The organism is Saccharopolyspora tripterygii, assembly GCF_054778355.1.
Genome location: NZ_BAAGZP010000025.1, coordinates 23,850 through 44,178, shown reverse-complemented (window position 1 = coordinate 44,178; position 20,329 = coordinate 23,850). Strand labels below are relative to the sequence as shown.

Genomic DNA, 20,329 nt, shown 5'->3' with positions numbered 1-20,329 from the left:
TGGGCCATGATCCACACCATCAGCAAGCGCCTCACTCGCTAGTTCAGGAACAGGCTCTCAGGCTTCAGCTCGAGGGCTGACCGCTGTGCCATCTCCAGCGCGCGACTCGTATCGACATCAGCGCCGACGAAGTCGGCACTCAACTCGGCCTGGGCTTCCTTCGCGCCCTTGGCCTGGTTCTTGTCCTCTTTGGGCTTGCTGACGGGCTTGTTGTCCTTCGCCACCTTGCCAACTTTCTACGACTTCACCTTGAGGGGCCGACCGTGCTGTCACCCGCAACGCGTTCCGTCCCCGTCAGAACCAGTGGCTTCGTCCGCCGATCTTGGTGCCCATACGCCCCAACACGAACAAGATCAACCCGGCCACCACGAGGATTCCTCCGACGGTGTAGAGGATTGAGATGTTCAGAACGAGACCTAAGATCAACAGGATGATCCCGAGGGTGATCATTTTTGCTCCCTTTACGTAGCGTGCGGACGTCCTGGTTTCATACCCACGAAGGGCGCCGGGTAGCCACGCGAGGTGTTGCAAACTGATAACGACAGGCATTGGCCTCTCGGCCGCCTGAAATCGCAAAACCCATTCGAAGGGTTGCCCTTCACCGCAGTGGGTCCTCGACCTCCACGCCATTCGGTTGGAGCAGCGACCTCTTGGCACGGCACGACGGGGCCAGTGCCGCCGCCGAACGTGCCCGGAAAACCCAGGCGAGAATGGGAATCGGCGACGATGCCTGAGCAGGTGTGCTCTCCGACGAGGAACGCGCCTCCCGGTCATCACGCCAAGAGGGCCCACATGGTGGCCTTCCACTCCTCGACGCATCGGGTGGCCACCGAACTCCTGAGCAGACCCGTACGACTCGGGACCTTCCGCGAACCCAGCGCACCTCGCCGCACGACGTGCCAGGCTGACGCCCATGACGACAGAGCGATTCGAGGTGCGCCGACAGGTCGCAGCATCTCCGGAGCGGATCTTCGCGCTGCTGTGCGAGCCGACCGGGCACGTGACGATCGACAGCTCAGGGATCTTGCAGTCCGCCGAGGGAGAGCCTGTGCGGCGGGTGGGCGACGACTTCCTGGTGCACATGGACCGCGAGGCCCTCAACGACTACCCGATGGGCACCTATGACGTCCGGGTGTTCATCACCCGCTTCGAGCAGGACCGGCACTTGGAGTGGACGATATCCGGGACCGTCCAGCCCCCGATCAAGCACCTCTACGGCTATCAGCTCGAACCGAGCGAGAACGGGACGCTGGTGACGTCCTACTACGACTGGAGCCAGATCGAGCAGCAGTACCGCGAGAAGGGCATCTTCCCCGTCATCCCGGAGTCCGGGCTGCGCGCCACGCTGGGAATCCTCGCCAGACATGTGGAACAACAGTCCACGTAGAACCGCGATGAACGCGCCCTCCCCAGCATCAGTCGGTCAGGCCGCACCAGCTCGCCCGCACATTCCTCCGTATTGGCGCTACTTCTTGGTCTTGGAGGTCCGACGCAGTCGGGTGTTGACGAACTCGCCCATGCCCCAGCGACCGAGCTCACGGCCGAAACCGGAGCGCTTCACCCCACCGAACGGCAGACCGGGCAGGGTGGTGCCGTGCTCGTTGACGTAGGCCATTCCCACTTCGAGCCGGTCGGCGATCCGCTGGGCTCGGTCGATGTCGCTGCCCCACACCGATCCGCTGAGCCCGAAGCCAACATCGTTGGCCAACTGGACGGCCTCGTCGGCCGATTCCACTCCGTGCACGACGGCCACGGGCCCGAAGATCTCCTCGGCGTAGGCGTCCATGTCCTCGGTGACGCCGGTGAGGACGGCCGGCCGCATGAAGGCTCCTTCCCCTTCGAGCGCGTCACCGCCGGTGTGCAGCGTGGCGCCCTGCTCGACCGCGCGTTGGACCTGCTCCACCACGCCGTCGCGGGCGGTGATCGAGGACAGCGGGCCGACCTGCGTGCTCGGGTCGGTGGGATCACCCACCTGAGCGGACTCGAAGGCCTGCGTGACGGTCGAGACGAACTGATCGAACTTCTCGTTGGGCACGATCATCCGCTTGGGAGAGTTGCAGGCCTGGCCGGTGTTGGACAGACGTGCCCGAGCGGCGATGGTCGCGGTCCGCTCGACATCACCGTCATCGAGCACGATGAACGCATCGGAGCCGCCCAATTCCAGGACGGACTTCTTCAGATTCCTCGCTGCTGTGGTGGCCACCGACGCACCGGCCCGTTCACTGCCGGTCAGCGAAACCCCGCGCACGCGAGGGTCTGCGATCATGTCGGCGACCTGGTCGTTGCTCGCGAACACGTTGATGTAGGCGTCCTCGGGCACACCGGCATCGTGCAGGATTTCGGCCATGGCTTCCGACGAGCCCGGGCATATCCGCGCGTGCTTGAGGATGATGGTGTTGCCCACCATGACGTTCGGTGCGACGAATCGAGCCACCTGGTAGTAGGGGTAGTTCCACGGCATCACCCCGACCAGCGAGCCGATGGGCACGGTCTGCACCAGCGACTCCTCGGCTCCCTGCGGATCAAGCACCTCCGGCTTCAGCAACTCCGGCCCGTGCTCGCCGTACCAGCGGTAGATCGCGCCAGCGAGCTGGACTTCGCCCACCGCTTCCTTCATCGGCTTGCCCATCTCGATCGAGATCAGCTTGGCCAACTCGTCCTGGCGCGCGTCATAGGCATCGGCCGCCCGCATCAGGCTCTGCGCGCGCTCCGCCGCCGGTGTCGCTCGCCAGTCGGCGTAGGCACCGTCCGATCGGCCCACGACCTCGGTCACGGCCCCATCGCTCAACTCGTCGAACTGCTGCTCGATCTTTCCGGTGGCCGGATTGGCAATCACGTACGTACTCATGGACTCCGCTCACGTAGTTGGCGGCCACTTCAGCCAGGTCATTCCTCCTGACGAGCGAGTGACCGGTCACCTGCGACCGAGGGCCAAAAGCCCTGCGGCCACTTGCCTGCTCCCCTCGCCATACCCCGGTGCTGGCCGGCTCACACGCGCCAACACCCTCATACCGCAGACCAATCCGATCGCTGAGTTCCAGGAGAGGACCGGGACGAAGTGCTGGCTGCGAGGAGAGGATCACCGGCAGCCCCGATGGAGGCGCGGTTCACAGCAGAACGTGGATCGACGACAACAGGAAGTTGGGGGACCCGAACTGCGCCCTGCCTGTCCGACCTGAACATGTTGGTCGACGTCGGAGGCCGGGAGCGCACCCTGTCCGAGTTCGAATCGATGCTTCGCCGCTCAGGTTTCGAGCCGGCAGATGCGCGTCCGATCTCCGATCCCAGCGACTTCTGGATCCTGGAAGCGCCACCGGCCTTCCTGGCATGGCACGGGTGAACCAGGCGATGACGACGAGCAGGTCCTCATCACCGCTCACCCCGACCACTACGCGATCGAAAACGAGCCCGACGGACCAACACTCATCGTCGAGGTCGACAGCTCACCGGTCTGCGGCTTCTACATGTCCGGCTGGGGCTCCGACCAACCGCATGGGCCGACGAGAGCGAAGCACTCCTGCCCCACGCCGAGTACCCCTTCGAGAAGGCCTCGAACCTCGCACTCGCCGAAGGCACATGATCACCGGCCGGAATTCCGATAGGAAACGGCGTGCCGCGCCCGGCCTTCGGCGGCGATGCTCTCGCTGCCGGGGACGATGTCGGTGTTGTGCGCCGTTACCGCGATCCATTCGGCCCCGCGGCGTTCCACCACGAACACCATTATCCCCCAGCGGATGTCGGCCTCGCCGCCACTCGTAGCGAGCTGCCCGGTGAGCCGCCACCTGGCGTGGACGACGGCCAGACCCTCCGCCAGCTCTCGCACCTTCGTCCTGCGGACGGACATGGTGGAGTCGCGGAAGAACGTGCGCAGACCGTAGTCGTGCGCACGGCGGATGTCCTCCCGGTTCTCCCACCACAGGCCGACGACGTTCACGAAGTCCGCGTCGTCGGCGAACAATGCGGCGAGCGCGGCGGCATCTCGCGCATTCCACGCCGCCGCGAACCGGTCCGCGATCTGCTCCGGAACGGCGATCGCCACGCTCAGCCTCCTGACGTGCCGCGATGCCGAACCGCGCGCGGGATCGCGGTCGTCACCGGGGCTCCAGCAGAACGACGGGAATGACGCGCGACGTCTTCGCCTCGTACTCGGCGAAACCCGAGTAGTCCTGCTTCTGGCGATCCCAGATCGGGTCGCGCTCCTCGCGAGGGAGGTCCCGGGCGCGCACCGCAACCGTGTCGGTACCGACCTCGATCTCGGTGTCCGGATGGGCCAGCAGGTTGTGGTACCAGTCCGGGTTCTTGTCCGCCCCCGCAGCGGAAGCGAACACCGCGTAGGCATCGCCGACCTTCCGGTACATCATCGGGTTCACCCGCTGCGTTCCGCTCTTCGCGCCCACGTGGTGCACCAACACCATCGGCGCGCCGTCGAACTGACCGCCGACGCGTCCGCCGTTGGAGCGGAATTCCGCGATGATCTGGGTGTTCCAGTCGGCTGCATCTGTCACGGTGCGATCCAACTCCTTGATCGTGGCCGAGTCCGGGTGCTGACGATCGACGCATCTGGACTGATCCGAGCCCCCGGGCTTTGAACGAACTGCTCCACCCACCGCGAGGCTGGAAACATCTCTACGCCGACCACAGTGCCGCAGGCCGGTGCTCCTCGCCAGGCTCGCGGGTCGGCGTTTCGCCCGGGCCACACCGCCCGGGCAGCCGACTCGGCTTCCGCATCCGGCGTCAGCGGCGCTGCGCCCACGCCGGGAGATCGCGCACGCCCGGGACGAGATCGCGGGTGGGGGCGAAGTCGGCCTGGTAGGCGGGCCGCTCCCCGGACAGTTCGCGGCGACAGCGGCTGTTTCAGGAGTGGGACCGCACTCGCACCGCCGAGCGGGCCGGTCCTGAAACAGCTGCTGTCACCGATGCAACGCGAGCAGGTCGAAGACGCGCATGCTTCCGGGCGAGGTCGCCGCGCACGTCAGTGGGCGGCCGAACTCGACCCAGCGTTCGCGCAGCTGCACGGTGCAGTCGGGGTCGGCCAGTCGCACGTGCCAGTACCCGTTCCCCTCATGAGCAGCGCGCAGCAGCCGCAGGGCGTCGAGGCGCTCGGTTCCGGTGGCGACCCGAGCGTAGTGCTCGGCGGCCTGCGCAGCGGGAGGGAGCGAAGACCGGCCGCGAACCCAACGCGGGTGGAGCTTGCCAGCGCGGTAATCGAGCGCGGATGCGACCGCTTCCCCGACCGGCATCCCACCGAGGGCGTAGCCGTGCGGTAGCAACACCAGCGCAGGAGCGAAACGACACCCGCCGACGTGGCTGCACTCCCAGGTGTTCTCCGGTTCCGCCTCCGCGAGCGCGGAGGCGACCGCCCGGCCGTACACCGCGCAGCACGGGTCATGGCGCCCGTGGGTGCAAACCAGGCTCATCGGTTCGGAGACGGCCTTCCCGGGCGCGCGGGGCGCAGCTGCCAGCTCGTCGTCGGAAGCCGCGGTGCCGGTGCGGATCGACTCCTGCCCCGGACGCGAGTCCACCCGGAACCAGCGACGAGTGCGACTGCCCGGCACCTGGCGCCCTGGACGGCGCACCAGCGCCACTCGAGCCTCCTCGGCGGCGGCCCATTCGGACAGCGCGGTCACCGTGGCAGGCGGGAGGCCGGAGTCGGTGAGGCCGTTGAACCCCCACGGTCCGGGATGCTCGATCAAGAGCCAGCGTTGTGCCGGCGGCGCTGATCCCTCGCGGGGATCGCCTGCTGCGTAGGCGGTTTGGGAACAGCGGTGCCACATCGGCATCAGCGAGGGCTTCAGGATCCGCTGGCCGGTTTGAGCACGCCCTCGCGCAGCAGCCGGCGCACCAGCACGAGCTGATCGGCTTCGTCCAGCTCCGGCAGACCACCGACCTGGACGGTGCCGCCCTGGAGCAGCGCGCGCAATGCCGCCGCGGTGGCCGCTGGGAACGAGATCTCGCGATCCGGAAGTTCGCACACCACCAGCCCGTCGCGTGCCGTCAACCGGTAGCCGAGCCCGGCGCGTCGTCGCACGGAGTCGCCGGTGGACAGACCGTCGGTGAAAGCGGCGTTGGCCACCGGGCGCACCGGCTCCGGACGCCCACCGGACCACACCCGGCCGCGGAGTTGGCGCGCCACGTCCTCGGCCGATACGTCCTGCAGCGCTGCCGCCACTCTCTCGCGCACCGGGTCCAGGTGCGCAGCGAGCTGGTCGGGGTCGGACACGTCGATGCCCAGGGGCAACGACGTTCGGAGCCCCGGTTCCCGCGCCACGAGCGCTGTCAACGCCTCCACGAGGCTGTACCGCGTGAGCACGTGCACCCCCACCGTCAGGTGGGCTGAGGTGTCCCCGAGCGCGGTAGCAGCGTGCAGCCATCCGCGGGGCAGGTACATGGCGTCGCCCGGTTCCAGAACCGCGTCGATGACGGGAGCGTCGCGCGCCCGAGCAGCCACGGCCTGCGCGTGCCCGGTCCAAGGCTGATTCCGCAGCGGGTCGGGCTGAACGGGAGCGTGCACGCGCCAATGCTTCCGCCCGGCGAGCTGCAGCACGAAAACGTCGTGCACGTCGTAGTGAGCGGAGAATCCACGCGAAGACGGTGGCGTCACGTACGCATTGGTCTGCACGGGATGACCGAGTTCCTCGGCCAGCACCGTGCAGAAGTCGATCACGCTCGGCCACGAGCGGTGCAAGGCCTGGAGCACCACCGTGGTTCCTTCGGCGAACAACGCGGCGACCGCGTCGTCCCGCACCTGATCGTCGATCTCCGCACCCACTCCACCGGGACCGGTGAACGAAGCCGAATCGACCACCGCACCGTCCCGGGCGAGCCGCAGGAACGGCACGCGCAGACCTCGACAGGACAACAACTCGTCGACTCCGTCGAGGTCCAGCAGGTCGCCGAACGCGCCGGGATCGGCCTCGCGCACGAGCAGGGGTTCCTGACCCCAATGCCGATCGCGGAACGCGTTCACGTCTCCGCCGACGACGCGCGCGAGTGCCCCCGGCACAGCGCTGGAACTGTCCACGGACCCAGTGCTGTCAGCGGGCTCCGCGGTCGGCCCCACCGTCGGCCCCTCCGTCGTGCTGTCCCGCCTCTCCGCGACCTGCACCGGAGTCGGCAGGACCTTCTGCCGATCCGTCGGCCCCTCCGTCGTGCTGACCTGGCTCTCCGCCACCCGCACCGGAGTCGGCAGGACCCTCCGCCCCGCTGTCGGCCCCGCCATCGGCTCCGCCGTCGTGCTGTCCCGGCGTGCCGCGACCCGCACCGGAGTCCGCGGGACCTTCCGGCGAACTGCCTGTCGTGTTCATGTCGTCGTCGGAGAGTGCCATCATCAGCCTTCCTTTCCGAGTTGCGCCCAATGCCCAGGACATACCCCGCTGAGAACCGAGGTATGCCTCAAGACAAGCGTCGTGGCTTCCACATCGGCCAGCCGCGGTCCCTCGAGCTGCGGGCCCGGCAGAGGAGCTCAGCCCTGGCGCGCGATGAGTTCCTACCGTCGAAGGACAACACAACGTCGTGCTCACCGCAGCCCAGTGCTCGACGACCGAGCAGGGCCTGTCGCGCCTGACTGCGCGCCCGGGGAATGAGTTCGCAGGCGCAGGCGGCACAACCTCGCGCGGAGCACCCTCGGCCCCGCGACATTCGGACAAGAGCGATGGACGCACCGCTTCCGCGACGCCAACGGATCAATTTCAGTCATCACTGATGTGACGACCTAATCGAACGAGACCGGCCAGCAATCGCGACGACAAGCCGGCCAGCCGAGCCCACACGGTGTGGCATGTCGGTGGTGACGATCTCCGAACGCGGTACGTGCGGGCAAAACCTACGAGCACCATCTGGACGCCCATGACAGGGTTGGCACCACATGGACCTCGTCGGCCACCGACTCGGCGCGAGGCGGAACGAGCACGAACCGGGAGCAGAAGATCGGGTAGCCGAACCCCGCGGGAAGGAGATACCGATGGCCCGCAACCTCGCCCACAAGCTCATCGCCTCGCACCTGGTCGACGGCGATCTCTCAGCCGGCTCCGAGATCTCCCTCAACATCGACCAGACCCTCACCCAGGACGCGACCGGCACGCTGGTCATGCAGGAGCTCGAGGCGCTGGGGCTCTCCCGCGCCCGGACCGAGATCAGCGTGCAGTACGTGGACCACAACCTGCTGCAGACCGATGAGAAGAACGCCGAGGACCACGAGTTCCTCCGGTCGGCCAGCCAGCGCTACGGCCTGTGGTTCTCCAAGCCCGGCAACGGGGTCTCGCACCCCACCCACATGCAGCGCTTCGGCGTGCCCGGCAAGACCATGGTGGGATCCGACTCGCACACCTGCGCGGCGGGTTCGCTGGGGATGCTCGCCATCGGCGTCGGAGGCCTGGAAGTGGCGTTGGCGATCGCCGGCCACCCCCTGCGCGTGCGGATGCCCGAGATCTGGGGCGTGCGGCTGACCGGGGAACTCCCGCGATGGGTCTCGGCCAAGGACGTGGTGCTGGAGATGCTGCGCCGACACGGAGTTTCCGGTGGGGTCAACCGCATCATCGAGTACCACGGACCCGGGTTGGCCGGGCTCACGGCGATGGACCGGCACGTCATCGCCAACATGGGCGCCGAGCTGGGCGCGACCACCACGGTTTTCCCCTCAGACTCCGCGGTCCGCGAATTCCTGCGCGCAGAGGGCCGCGAGGACGATTTCCTGGAGCTGGCCGCCGACACCGGCGCGGTCTACGACGTCGAGGACCACATCGATCTGTCCGCGCTGGAGCCGTTGATCGCCCGCCCCTCCGCCCCGGACAACGTCGTACCGGTGCGGGAAGTCGCCGGGACCGAGGTCAGCCAGGTCGTCATCGGCTCCTCCGCCAACCCGGGGCTCCGCGATTTCGCCATCGCCGCGGCCATCGTCCGCGGCCGCCAGACCCATCACGCGGTCAGCTTCGACGTCAACCCCACCTCGCGGGAGATCCTCGAAGACCTGACCCGCATGGGCGCGACGTTCGATTTGATCGCTGCCGGTGCGCGGATCCACCAGTCGGGCTGCATGGGGTGCATCGGCATGGGGCAGGCACCTGCGGTGGGGCGCAACTCCCTGCGCACCTTTCCGCGCAACTTCCCCGGCCGGTCGGGCACGCGCGAGGATTCGGTGTGGCTGTGCTCCCCGGAGACCGCAGCGGCCTCAGCGCTCACCGGCGTGATCACCGACCCGCGCGATGCGGACCAGGACTACCCCGAACTCGCGCTCCCGGACAACGCATCGGTCAACACCGCCATGCTCGTGCGCCCCCTCCCGGAGGAGCAGGCACGCGCGGTGGAACTCGTCAAAGGACCCAACATATCCGCTCTTCCGGACTTCCCACCGCTGCCCGACAGGTTCGAGGCACCGGTCCTGCTCAAGGCCGGTGACCACGTCTCGACCGACGAGATCTCCCCGGCGGGCGCCCGCGCGCTGCCGCTGCGCTCCAACATCCCCGCGCTGGCCGAGCACACCTTCACGCGAATCGACACCGACTACCCGAACCGCACCCGCTCCCACCCCGAAGGCCACATCGTGGTCGGCGGGCACAACTACGGGCAAGGCTCCTCCCGGGAACACGCCGCGATCACACCTCGCTACCTCGGACTGCAGGTCGTGATCGCGAAGTCCTTCGCACGAATCCACTGGCAGAACCTCGCCAACTTCGGCATCGTGCCGCTGGAGTTCACCGAGCCCGACGACTACGACGACATCGCGGTCGACGACACACTCCTCATCGACGACCTGCGCAACCACCTGTCGACGGGCGACGAACTCGACGTGCACCAGACCACCCGCGACCGGACCTTCCGAGTGCGCCACCGACTGTCCCCTCGACAGGTCGAGGCGGTGATCGCAGGCGGCGTGATCCCGCTGCTGGCATCCGGCGCCAGCAACGGCTGAACCGTTCTACGACTCCCGCGCGGGCTGACTGCCCACGCCGAACACCGGCCCGTCGCGGCAGACGAGCGGCGCATCGTGCGCGCTGCCGCCGTCTCCGGCGGCGCAGCCGTGGCAGTAGCCGAGCCCGCAGGCCATGTGAGCCTCGATCGACACCTGCGCGCCCGCGTGCCATCGCGCGGCGAGTTCCGGGGCCAACCGGGTCAGCCGCTCGGAGCCGCTGGTCAGGATCTGCTGCGGCCGGTCGCTGTCGAACGCGCGGTGCGAACGCTCGCGCAGAGCGGAGACCGAGCTGGTGCCCTCCGCGTCGGTCACGATGCTCAGCTCCGCACCACCAGCGCACGTCCTCGTCCTTCCACGCTCGCCGCCGAGCGGCGCCCGTATCGGAGGTGGTGAACATGGTCTGCAGCTGCCCAGACGCGATGGTGCCCGATGCCGAACCCGATCGCCAGGTCCGCGCAGATCTGCATCGCGGTCGGTGTGAACTTCGACGGCGAACCGATGCGGCTCGCGGATATCGCCGGTCTGCCGGCCAGGTCAAGGCCAATCTGTTGAAAGTCGTGGCGACAGCAGACGAATCCGATGGGCTCTTCACGCCGATCGATACCTTCCACCACCGCCAGCGACGACACTCCCAGCTCGACCACGTCTCACCCATCAAGTCCGAGCTATCCTCCGAGCGTCAAACCATCCCCGCCTGACCTTCACACCAGCCGGGGTGACGAAGCCTGGGACCGTTCACCACGTCAACCAAGCCCCGGGCAGTCCTGTCCGAGGCATCTCACCGTGACTCCACAAGCCGTTACCCAGCCTCGACCGGGATTCAGGCTGAGGGTTCCTTTCAGAATGCGGCGACCAGCCGCTGCTTCAGGTGTGGGACTCAGCCCGCACCGCCGCGGGTTCTGACACGCTGTCTGGCGAGTACACCGCGACGCCGCGCTGGCATACATCAGGAGTGGCGCACGGCGTCCAGACGGCGTGTCAGGTTCCGCCACCTGCACCGCCAAGCAAGGTGATTCTGAAACAACGCCTCAATTGGCGTTCAATGGTTTCGAAGTGCGTAGCGCCTTTCCGCGTACGCCAGGTCGTCACGCCACAGCCGGGCCGCTGTCCGCTTCATGATCGGGCGCAGCGCCACCGCGGCCCGTCGGGCGACCGCGAAGCCCCGTCGAGTCGAATCGGCGATCACCGCTTCGATGACGGCGGTCCGGAACCGGCCGTCGGTTGCCCGGCCCAGCGGTGTCGCATGCGTCTCCACCACGCTCCCCACGCCTTCACCGTCGACGATGCGCATCACCACGGTTCTGGGCTCCGGGCAGACGAACTCCGCGCGCACCGGAACGCCGAACCGGCCGGCGACGCGGAAGGTCACCTCCACCAGGAACCGGTCCTGCGACTCGTCGTCCAGGACCGGCGGCGGAGCGCTGAGGACCGTCAGCCGGGTGAACGAGTAGGGATGAAACCAGGCCCCGTGCCAGGGGTCCAAGCGGTTGGCGACGACGTCCGAGGGTTCGCACACCCCGACCATCGAAGCCACCGCCACGACCCCGGAGACCGCGGGTGGCCGCTCGGCGACGACAGGTTCGTCCAGCGGCTCCTCCCCACCGACGTGATCCAGCCGAACCCACGCGAGGACCCCGTCGTCGTGACACGGCAGCGGCTTCCAGCCCCGTCCCGCGCCCGGGCCCACGCGGAGCCCGTGCCACCTGCACACCAAGGTGTCGCAGTCCACGGAGGCCTGGCTCAACGGTGCGCCCATGTGCGGGCAGCTCCCCGGACCGGCGCGGAGGCGCCCTGCTGAGTCGCGCCACGCGACCAGTTCGATCCCGGCGACCTGGAAGCCGCGGGGACTTCCGCCGCCGATCTCCCGGCTGGCGGCCAAGACGTACCAGTTCCCGGACGGCCTGGCCTCGGCCCGCTTGAGCGCGGCGTCGATGATCGGCGGTTCGGCGCTGAGATAGGTGGGCTCCTGGTCGGCCCATCCGCTCTCGACGACCGGTTGCACCGGCCAGTCCCGCGGCCAACGCCGTTGCAGCGCGCGCCAGGTCGTCATCGCGTGCCCTCCTTCACTCGCGTGGTGAGCCAGCGCAACGCCGCCGATCGCCCGGCTGTCGGCACCGAGAACAGGTCGTGGCCCGGCAAACCCCACCGCTCCAGCAGGCGGTTGGCGGCGTGCCAACCGGTCGTGGCCGCGCGTTCCATCAACGCCACCGGCAGATCGATCCGCACCCCGTCGCCGGCCAGCACCAGACCGGGGTGCGGGGTCGCGACGCCCGGTCGCCGGGCGAAATCCCCCACCCCGAACAACGGGCAGTCCTCGCGCCAGAGGAACGATTCGGCAGCGACACCGGCCCGTGCGGTCTCCGGGTAGATCTCGTGCAAGCGGCGCAATAGGTCCCGGCGCAACTTCTGGGTGCACGCCTCCTGCCCGACGCCGGGGTCCACGGGTATTCCGTAGGCGTGCAGCTCGACCGTCGAACCCCCGCGGCGCGCCGACCACTCCTGCGCGTCGCGGTCGTAGCGATCGAGAACGCTGACGTTGTCCAGCGGCTCCCGGCCGGCCGTTCCCAGAAAAGCCGGACGGTGAGGGGCGACAGGTGCGTCGAGCCAGAGGCGCTGGACGAAGAACGGCGGAGCCGATCGCAAGCTCCGCACCGATTCGGTCCAGTGCGGTACGTGCAAGTCCGGGGAGGCGTCCATCAGGTCGCGAAGCCCGGGCACGTCGGCGGCCAGGACCACGCCGTCCACCTCGTCGGTGTTCCCCGCGTCGTCATGCACCCGGAACGACCGTCCGCCGTCCACGAGATCGACCCGCCGGACAGCGGTGCCGACCCGGAACTCGGCTCCGCGGGCGGTCAAGTACTGCTGCAGCGGTGTCCACAGGCTGCGGTCGAACCCCGCGTCCGGGACGTCGAAGAGGATGCCCTCGTTGGAACCGAGGAAGTAGATGTGGAACATCGTGGCCAGTTCCGCGGCCGACATCTGCGAAGGGTGCGCGAAGAAGCTGCGCGAGAACACCTCGAACGCCAGGTGCCGGGCGGCTGGCGGGAAGTTGATCGACCGCAGGAAGCTCTCGGCGTCGACGTGGTCGAGCCTGTGGTAGATGCCGGGCACGGTGACGTTGCCGAGCGGTGCCGCGGCGCGAGGATCCAGGCGGAGCAGGTCCCGCTTGCGGAAAGTCGGACTGCGCAGCGCGAAGGCGACCGCGTTCCACGGCGGGTTGCGAGGCAATCCTCGGAAGCTGTCCAGGCGTCCGCGCGAGTCGAGCAGCGGGTAGTCGTCCAGCGCGGTCAGCCTCTCCAGACGAGGGTCGGCGCGTCGGAGCAGCAGGCGCAGGTTGTAGTACTGGCGGAAGAAGGCGTGGAAACCGCGGCTCATGGCGACCTGCCCGCCGTCGGCGAGCTGTTCGGTCCAACCGCCTGCCCTGCCCCCGAGGTAGGGCTCGCGCTCGATGAGACGGACCTCGACCCCGCGTTCGACGAGTCCGGTCGCCGCACACAGCCCGGCGATTCCACCACCGACGACGACCACTCGCGGCCTGCCCGCTCGTTCGACAGGATGCGCGCTCGCGCGGGGCCCGGGGTGGCGGACGACCCTGCGATCGTGGGCGATCTCATCGCTCATCTCGGCCTCGACCCGACTCGACCGGGCGCTCGGCGACGAAGGTGTGCACGATCCGCCGCTGCCAGCCCGTCATGGTGGCGGTGCGCACCCCGGTGAATCCCGCTTCGAGCAGCCTGCGGCGGAAGCGGCCCACCCCGTCGAACTCCGCGACGCTGCGCCGCAGGTATCGGAACAGCGCGGCGTCACCGGTGGCGGCGAGCCCGGTCGGGATGATCACGCCGCAGCACACCGCGTGCCACGTGGCACGAGCCAGGCGCGAGTCGCGAACGGAGTACTCGTGGACGGCCAGCGCGCCACCGGGCCGGAGCAACGCCCGCATAGCGCGCAGCTGCGCGTCCGGATCGGCCAGGTTGCGGATCAGGTAGGCGGCGAAGATCCCGTCGAACGGGCCTAGCACACCGGAGTCGGTCAGCGATTCGATCGGGGCGTGCGCGAACCGCACCGACTCCGGCCAGCTCTTCTCACGCGCTCGCGCCAGCATCTGCGCCGATGCGTCCATCCCGACGATCTCCGCCTGCGGGTACACCGCCAGCAGCGCCGCGGTCGATGCTCCCGTCCCGCACCCGGCGTCGAGCAGCCGCAGGCCAGATCCCGCCCCGGGCAAGCACATGCGGCGCGCCGAAGAGCGGAGGTGCTGGTGGTAGCCGGGGTTGGCCGCCACCAGCCGGTCGTAGGAAGCCGCCGCACGATCGAAGGCCGCGGCCACCGCAGGGCCACGTGTGCCGATCTCGCCGGGCTTCACGGCGTCTCCTCTCCGCGCTGCGGTGTGGCTTTCGCGCCCCGCTGGCGCTCCCAGAGCAGCAGCACGGAGGTCACCAGCGCGAACCCGAAGAGGAAGTCCTCGACAGGGATGTCCCATGGGAACCGCACGCCACTGAGGTGCTCCGGTGCGTAGAGGACGACGGGCTCGTCGAGCCTGGTGAGCCAGCCATCGACCGGGATCTGGAAGCCGAGCACGATGACCAGGGTCAGCCAGTAGCCCGGTTTCGCGAACAGCCCGGTGTGCAACACGGCGGACTCCCACACCAGCACGATCAGGACCGAGAGCACGGCGGGCACGGTGTAGCCGATGCCGATCACGGAGCACGCTCCTTCCGGGCCGGCGCGCGTCTGGTCCGGCGGAAGGCGGCCAGCAGCGCCTCGACGCAGCCGAAGGTCAGCAGGGCGCAGAGCGGGATCACCGCGAAGAACAGCACTTCCTCCAGCGGCAGGTGGCCGAGCACTTCCACCCCGGAGATGCGGCGCGCGTCGAACGACCACACCCCAGCCGCGATGGCCACCACGTCCCAGACGAGGAACACCACCGCGACCGGGAGCACGCTCTTGATCGTCCGCCGCGGGCTGCGGTAGACCCTCGCCCCGAGGAATTCCAGCGGTAGCGTGATGGCCAGGCACAGCGCGAGGACGAGCAGGTAGCGCAGCTGATCAGGTGCCATGGCCGGCCCCCGGCCAGTGCTCGTCTCGCTTCCCGGTGCTCGTGCCTCGCCCGGTCGGTCCGATCACGCGATCTCCGCTGCCCGCTCGGTCGGTCCGCGGTGCGCCCTTCGCCCGCCGGACCACGGCCGCGCGGAACAGGCCCGCCGCCGCGACCCGGCCACGACGCCACCTGCCGACCGCTGCGCGACTGCGGAACACCGCGAAGTCCTGCTCCTCGATGCGGTCCAGGATCTCGGCGTAGAGGATGCACGCCGTCTCGACGCACGGGCGCGAAACCGGTTCCAACAAATCGATTCCCGCCCGCGCGAAACGGTAGACCTCCCTGGTGGCGGCGTGCTGCTCCGCCAGAGCACGGCGGACCCGCGGATCGGTGCGCCGGTGCTGCCTGCACCAGGTGAGCAGCTCCCGGTCCACTCCGTGCGCGGCGAGCTCGTCGGCCGGCAGGTAGACCCGGTCGCGGTCCAGGTCCTCGGCGACGTCCCGCAGGAAATTGGTCAACTGGAAGGCCTTGCCCAGCGCCGCAGCGTGCGGAGCAGCGCGCTCGGGCGGGCCCGAGGTGCCCAGCACCGGCAGGAGTTGCAACCCGATGGCCTCCGCCGAGCCGCTCATGTACCGGTCCAGAGCTGCTCGATCCGGGTAATCGGTCACGGAGAGGTCCATGCGCATGGAGGTCAGGAAGTCCTCGAACAGGCCTCGGTGCAGCCCGTAGCGCCCCGCAGTGTCCACCACCGGAGCGAGCAGTTCGTCGCGGGTGCCTCCGCGATCGAGACCGGCCAGCAGTTCGCGTCGCAGCTGGGCCAGCTCCGCACCGCGCTCGCCAGTGGTCGCGGGTGGTCGCGGCTCGTCGACGATGTCGTCGGCCCACCGAGCGAATCCGTACAACGCGTGCACCGCAGGCCGCCGCTCGCGGGGCAGCAGACGGGTTGCCAGGAAATAGGTTCGCCCGTGCCGCGCGTTGAGGCTCCGGCACCGCTGGTAGGCCCCGCGGAGCCGCGGATCGGTGATCCCGGCGGCGTCGAGTTCCGCATCTCTCACGGGCGGTTCCCCATCGCTCGCCTCGGGCCGCGCTCCGACGAGCGCGCCGAGCCGGCTCCGGTCACACGGTCCGCCGCCAAGCGCCCTGACACCAGCGCAGTCGGCACCCCGACCCCCGGAACTGTGGACGAACCTGCCAACACCACGTTCTCCGAAGATCGGGGGAAGTTCCCCGGCCGGAACGGACCCGTTTGCGCGAACGTATGTGACCAGGCGAACGGGGTCCCGGCGACCATGCCCCGCTCGGCCCAGTCCGCCGGGGTCAGCACGTGCGAGGCCTCCACCGACGCGCGCACACCTGGGAGCAGCCTGCTCTCCACCAACCCGACGAGTTCGTCGGCGTAGGACTCGGCACGCGTCCGCCAGTCAATGGGACCGCGGCGAAGATTGGGAACCGGGGCAAGCACGCTCAGCAGATCGCGCCCCTCGGGGGCGAGGGCTTGGTCGGTCGCCGTGGGTCTGGTCACCAACAGCGAGGGATCTCGCATCACCCTGCCTTCGGTGATGAGTTCGTGGAACGTCGAGCGCCACGCGTCTCCGAACGAGATCGTGTGGTGTGCCAGAGACTCGGGTTGCGCGCGCATTCCGAGGTGCACGACGAAGGCCGACGGCGAGGGACGCAGCGGCACCGCACGACGCGGTTCACGCCCGAGCAGCCGGTGAGCCACCGGCGAGTCCACCGTGAGCACCGCCGCGTCGCAGTCGAAGCGCCTGCCGTCCGAGGTTCGGAGGGCGCGGACCCGTGACCCCGCGCGTTCCAAGCAGTCCACCTCGGCGCCGTAGTGGATCTCCACGCCAGCGTTCTCCGCCGCCCGTGCCAGTCCATGGGGGACCGCTCGCACGCCGCCACGGGGAAACCACACCCCCGCCACCGTGTCCATGTAGGAGATCACCGCGTACGCGGCGAGCGCTCGCTGCGGCGAGACCCCCGCGTAGAGCGCCTGGAAGGAGAACACCCGGCGCAGTCGAGGGTCGGACAGGAACCGACCGATCGCACGATCCAGCCTCCCGAACGCCCCCATCGCCACCAGCCGCGCGAGCTCCGGTGCGAGCAGGCAAAGCGGAGAATCCAAGTTGGCCGCGATGAAGCGGTCGAACTCCACCCGGTACAGCTCGGTCAGCCACGCCCGCAGCCGCTGGTAACCGGCCGCGTCGGCAGCACCGGAGAACGCCCTGATCTCCTCCGTCATCGCTGCCGCGTCACTGCGCACCGCCAAGCTGCTCCCGTCCGCGAACACCGCCCGGTAGGCCGGGTCCACCGGCAGCAGTTCGACGTGATCGGACATGCGCGCCCCGGCCGCCGCGAAGGTCCGTTCGAGGATGTCCGGCATGGTCAACACGGTCGGACCGGTGTCGACGCGGTAGCCCAGCATGTCCAACCGCCCGGCGCGCCCACCAGGAACGCGCTCCCGCTCCAGCAGCTCCACCCGCCGACCGCGTCCGGCCAGGTGCAGCGCGGCTGAGAGCCCGGCCAAGCCAGCGCCGACCACCACCACCCGATCAGTTCGGCCACTCACCGTGCGCATGCGTCTCCCCCTGAGGACGGCGCGAGTCGGTCCTGGATCCGGCCGGTCAACGCGTTCCGCCTTCGGTGCAACGAATCGCCATGTCCGCCAACAGGTTCCCGAGGAACGGCTCGAGCGGTGCCGAAGCGACCACGCGCTGGGCCTCCGCCACCCGATCGGCGATGAGTTTCTCCGCGCGGTCCCGCGCGCCCGTGCTCGCGATGAGCTCACGCCACTGATCGACATCGGAGGAGTCGAGTTCGTCGGCGGAGAACAACTCCGCCATCCGCTCCCGCGCAACCGGAGGAGCGAGATCGCGGGCGAGAACGACGACGGTGGTCGCCTTGCGGTCCCACAGGTCGGCACCACCGGGCTCACGCGGGGTGCCGAACACTCCAACCAGGTCGTCGCGCAGCTGAAACGCCTCGCCGACGAGCGTGCCGTAGCGGCGGAAGACGTCCAGCACCTCCGCATCGCACCCGGCGAGCAGCGCGCCGATCTCCAGCGGCCGCTTCACGGTGTAGTTCCCCGACTTGCTGCGAGCGACCGCCAGCACGTCCTCGAGCCCCGGCAGCCTCCGGGCGTCGTTGACCAGGTCGGCGAACTGCCCCATCGCCAACTCGCTGCGCATCTGGTCGTAGGCGGGCCAAGCACGGTCGAGCGCGGACCCCGCCAGCCCGCTCTCGCGGAGCAGCTGCTCGGCCCACACGAGGAACAGATCACCCAGCAACACGGCCGAGGACGTGCCGAACCGCTTTGACGATCCGGAGAGTCCTCTCTCGCGATGCCAGTCGGCCAGTCGCACGTGCGCCGCCGGGCGGCCTCGGCGAACGAGCGAGCCGTCCATCACGTCGTCCTGCACCAGGGCGAACGCGTGCAGCAGTTCGGCGCTTCCCGCAGCTCGCAGCGCGCTGTTCCCCGGCTCCCCGGCGCTGAGCCAGCCGAGGTAGGTGAACGTCGAACGCAGGTACTTGCCGCCCGTGCTGAACTCGGTCAGCAGGTCGGCGAGGAAATCGCCATCCGGCAGATCCCCCGCGTGGCACGCGCACTGGGCGTGGACGAACTCCCGCACATGCTCGGCGACCTTGCTGCGCACGCCGTCCAACCAACCGTCGAGATCGGTTCGATGGCGGACGGCGTCCGACCCCGCCGCGCTAGCGTCAACGATGGACACTCGGTGCACGTTGGACCTGCCCTTCGATCCAGATCGCCCGACCCCGAATTTCTCGCGCCGCTGCGTCGTTCGAGCGCCCGCGCACAACACGACGAGTCCTCGCTGATCAGCCCAGCGCCTCCGGGGCCGCACGCTCACGCGCTCGTGCTGCGAGGTCCGGGTCTCGGGTGTCCCCCGGCCCTCGCCCGGTCGGCGGCGGCGAGGTACGGGTCCGGTTAACCGCCGACTTCCGCCAACCGATCCAACAGGCATCCGCACACGATCAACGAGACCGTCGATAGCAGTCGGTGGTCGAGCGCGGACTGACTGCCCGGTGCCGAACGTGCGGGGACCCCCGCAGGACACGACGTGCACCGGATGACTCCGACGAGCGTCGGTGTTAGCCCCGCTTCCAGCCAATCTCGAATCGGGCGCGCGGCAGGACGATTTCACGGCATGACAGTAGGAACGGTGCATTACCGATGCAACTTGAACTGACGGTTGTCCATCCGATGGGGCGTCGAACAACACGCACGTGTGATCCCGGAGAGCGCAGCCAGAATCACACGCGGAGCGACGTGACCCGGTCACGGATGCCGAGTTCCTCGCCCCGCGAGAATCGCTCGGTAGCCCTCGCGGTAAGAGGGAAATTCGAACTCGAAGGCCGTCGATCGCAGCCGGTCGTTGCGGCACCGCTTGTTCGGCCTGGCACGCGCGGACGGGTCGGCGAGCGGGGGCTGGGCCACGCCGAGCTCGCCGGCCAGGAAGGCGAGCACCTCGGCCCGCTCGGCGGGTTCGTCGTCGACGCCGATGTAGAGCGGTTCGGGTCGGTCGACCTCGGTCGCCAGGTGCACGATCGCGGATGCCGCGTCATCGCGGTGGATCCGGTTGGTGTAGGTCGGCTGCCGGGGGATGCCGGCCTTGCCCGAGCGGACCTGGTTGATCAGCGAGTCGCGTCCCGGCCCGTACAGCCCGGCCAACCGCAGGACGATCGCACCGCGGTCGCGCGCGTGCAGCAAGCGCTCGGCGTCGAGGAGGGCCTCCGCCGTGGCTGACGTCGGATCCGGCGGCGTCTGCTCGCCCACCCAGCCGCCATCGGCGTCGCCGAACACCGAAATGGATGACACGAAGATGATTCGCGGACGAACCCGGCGCGCGCCCAGCGCGTCCAGGACGTTGTGCAGACCCCCGACGAAGGTCCGCTGGTAGGCGTCCCCGATCCGCTCTCCGGCCGAGAGGATGCAGATCACGACTTCGGTGTCCTCGGGGATGTCCGGTCGCTCTGCGGAGAGATCGATCGCCCGGCCCTCGATCGCGGGCGGGAGGTGGTCAGGATTGCGCCGCAACCCCACGACACGACGACCGGACCCCGCGAGCCGCAACCCGACCTCGGTCCCGAGGTCCCCGCACCCGACCATGAGCACCGTCAACGATCCAGCCCCTTCCCAGCGGGCACCGCTCGCGCAGGTGCACCCGACCGATTCGTCCGGTGCCGTGAAGATCGACGCACAACCACGGCAACACAACCTAGTCGATCGGGTCGGCCCAGCGCATCGCGTGGGCGAGGGACGCCTGTCCCTTCACCGCGGGCCACCGGGCGTGGACGCGGCGGCACGAAGAAACAGCTGCGGCATGCCGAGTGGCACGGTTCATGCGTAGAGTTCCGGAGCG

General features: G+C 69.0%; 21 protein-coding genes. 2 read left to right on the top strand and 19 right to left on the bottom strand.

Translation table 11 applies throughout. The annotated features are described in order from the left end of the window. Window positions 1-38: 38 nt before the first annotated feature. Entirely contained in the window at window positions 39-224 is a 186-nt protein-coding gene (locus ACYVF3_RS19595; protein WP_461155683.1) for a hypothetical protein, read from the bottom strand. Window positions 225-294: 70 nt separating this feature from the next. Beyond that, window positions 295-450, bottom strand: coding sequence for a DUF6131 family protein (locus ACYVF3_RS19590; RefSeq protein ID WP_461155682.1), 156 nt, complete (start codon window positions 448-450; stop codon window positions 295-297). A gap of 463 nt (window positions 451-913) precedes the next feature. On the opposite strand from ACYVF3_RS19590, the gene ACYVF3_RS19585 reads away from it, so the two are divergent. Beyond that, window positions 914-1,387 (top strand): SRPBCC family protein, encoded by a 474-nt coding sequence (locus ACYVF3_RS19585; RefSeq protein WP_461155681.1) that lies wholly within the window; start codon window positions 914-916, stop codon window positions 1,385-1,387. 78 nt (window positions 1,388-1,465) lie between these two features. Here ACYVF3_RS19585 and ACYVF3_RS19580 read toward each other — a convergent pair whose 3' ends face one another. From ACYVF3_RS19580 to ACYVF3_RS19555, 6 genes are all read right to left on the bottom strand, one after another. Beyond that, window positions 1,466-2,848, bottom strand: a complete 1,383-nt coding sequence (locus tag ACYVF3_RS19580; protein ID WP_461155680.1) for an NAD-dependent succinate-semialdehyde dehydrogenase — start codon at window positions 2,846-2,848, stop codon at window positions 1,466-1,468. 732 nt (window positions 2,849-3,580) lie between these two features. Further along, window positions 3,581-4,039, bottom strand: coding sequence for an SgcJ/EcaC family oxidoreductase (locus ACYVF3_RS19575; protein ID WP_461155679.1), 459 nt, complete (start codon window positions 4,037-4,039; stop codon window positions 3,581-3,583). A 52-nt stretch (window positions 4,040-4,091) separates the two neighbouring features. After that, window positions 4,092-4,505, bottom strand: a complete 414-nt coding sequence (locus tag ACYVF3_RS19570) for a nitroreductase family deazaflavin-dependent oxidoreductase (RefSeq protein WP_461155678.1) — start codon at window positions 4,503-4,505, stop codon at window positions 4,092-4,094. A 405-nt stretch (window positions 4,506-4,910) separates the two neighbouring features. Further along, on the bottom strand, window positions 4,911-5,774 hold the full coding sequence (locus tag ACYVF3_RS19565; RefSeq protein ID WP_461155686.1) for a sucrase ferredoxin: 864 nt from the start codon (window positions 5,772-5,774) through the stop codon (window positions 4,911-4,913). Between the two features lie 17 nt (window positions 5,775-5,791). Next, on the bottom strand, window positions 5,792-7,021 hold the full coding sequence (locus ACYVF3_RS19560) for a cupin domain-containing protein (protein WP_461155677.1): 1,230 nt from the start codon (window positions 7,019-7,021) through the stop codon (window positions 5,792-5,794). A 13-nt stretch (window positions 7,022-7,034) separates the two neighbouring features. Then, the gene (locus ACYVF3_RS19555) at window positions 7,035-7,328 is read right to left on the bottom strand and encodes a hypothetical protein (protein ID WP_461155676.1); all 294 of its coding nucleotides are present in this window, start codon (window positions 7,326-7,328) and stop codon (window positions 7,035-7,037) included. Window positions 7,329-7,960: 632 nt separating this feature from the next. On the opposite strand from ACYVF3_RS19555, the gene ACYVF3_RS19550 reads away from it, so the two are divergent. Continuing rightward, complete coding sequence (locus ACYVF3_RS19550) at window positions 7,961-9,907, top strand: aconitate hydratase (RefSeq protein ID WP_461155675.1); 1,947 nt, start codon at window positions 7,961-7,963, stop codon at window positions 9,905-9,907. A 6-nt stretch (window positions 9,908-9,913) separates the two neighbouring features. Here the strand turns inward: ACYVF3_RS19550 and ACYVF3_RS19545 are convergent, their stop codons facing one another. The 11 genes from ACYVF3_RS19545 to ACYVF3_RS19495 all read right to left on the bottom strand — a co-directional run bounded on the left by ACYVF3_RS19545 (window position 9,914) and on the right by ACYVF3_RS19495 (window position 20,082). Next, window positions 9,914-10,219, bottom strand: a complete 306-nt coding sequence (locus ACYVF3_RS19545; RefSeq protein ID WP_461155674.1) for an iron-sulfur cluster-binding protein — start codon at window positions 10,217-10,219, stop codon at window positions 9,914-9,916. 5 nt (window positions 10,220-10,224) lie between these two features. Next, window positions 10,225-10,551 carry a hypothetical protein gene (locus tag ACYVF3_RS19540; protein ID WP_461155673.1) on the bottom strand — a complete coding sequence of 109 codons (327 nt, stop codon included), beginning with the start codon at window positions 10,549-10,551 and terminating at the stop codon, window positions 10,225-10,227. A gap of 395 nt (window positions 10,552-10,946) precedes the next feature. Further along, window positions 10,947-11,957, bottom strand: a complete 1,011-nt coding sequence (locus ACYVF3_RS19535) for a DUF5914 domain-containing protein (RefSeq protein ID WP_461155672.1) — start codon at window positions 11,955-11,957, stop codon at window positions 10,947-10,949. Beyond that, window positions 11,954-13,528, bottom strand: a complete 1,575-nt coding sequence (locus ACYVF3_RS19530) for an FAD-dependent oxidoreductase (RefSeq protein ID WP_461155671.1) — start codon at window positions 13,526-13,528, stop codon at window positions 11,954-11,956. The genes ACYVF3_RS19535 and ACYVF3_RS19530 overlap by 4 nt, the downstream gene beginning before the upstream one ends. After that, window positions 13,518-14,270: a class I SAM-dependent methyltransferase gene (locus ACYVF3_RS19525; protein ID WP_461155670.1), complete on the bottom strand. Its 753-nt coding sequence runs from the start codon at window positions 14,268-14,270 to the stop codon at window positions 13,518-13,520. Before ACYVF3_RS19525 ends, ACYVF3_RS19530 begins: the two co-directional genes overlap by 11 nt. After that, on the bottom strand, window positions 14,267-14,608 hold the full coding sequence (locus ACYVF3_RS19520; protein WP_461155669.1) for a lycopene cyclase domain-containing protein: 342 nt from the start codon (window positions 14,606-14,608) through the stop codon (window positions 14,267-14,269). The genes ACYVF3_RS19525 and ACYVF3_RS19520 overlap by 4 nt, the downstream gene beginning before the upstream one ends. Beyond that, window positions 14,605-14,964, bottom strand: a complete 360-nt coding sequence (locus ACYVF3_RS19515; protein ID WP_461155668.1) for a lycopene cyclase domain-containing protein — start codon at window positions 14,962-14,964, stop codon at window positions 14,605-14,607. Before ACYVF3_RS19515 ends, ACYVF3_RS19520 begins: the two co-directional genes overlap by 4 nt. Beyond that, window positions 14,954-16,000 (bottom strand): phytoene/squalene synthase family protein, encoded by a 1,047-nt coding sequence (locus ACYVF3_RS19510; protein ID WP_461155667.1) that lies wholly within the window; start codon window positions 15,998-16,000, stop codon window positions 14,954-14,956. The genes ACYVF3_RS19515 and ACYVF3_RS19510 overlap by 11 nt, the downstream gene beginning before the upstream one ends. Continuing rightward, a complete protein-coding gene (crtI, locus tag ACYVF3_RS19505; protein WP_461155666.1) occupies window positions 15,997-17,526 on the bottom strand; it encodes a phytoene desaturase family protein in 1,530 nt (509 codons plus the stop codon). Before crtI ends, ACYVF3_RS19510 begins: the two co-directional genes overlap by 4 nt. A 46-nt stretch (window positions 17,527-17,572) precedes the next feature. Beyond that, complete coding sequence (locus tag ACYVF3_RS19500) at window positions 17,573-18,679, bottom strand: polyprenyl synthetase family protein (protein ID WP_461155665.1); 1,107 nt, start codon at window positions 18,677-18,679, stop codon at window positions 17,573-17,575. Between the two features lie 566 nt (window positions 18,680-19,245). Then, window positions 19,246-20,082, bottom strand: a complete 837-nt coding sequence (locus ACYVF3_RS19495) for an SDR family oxidoreductase (protein ID WP_461155685.1) — start codon at window positions 20,080-20,082, stop codon at window positions 19,246-19,248. Between the last annotated feature and the right edge of the window lie 247 nt (window positions 20,083-20,329).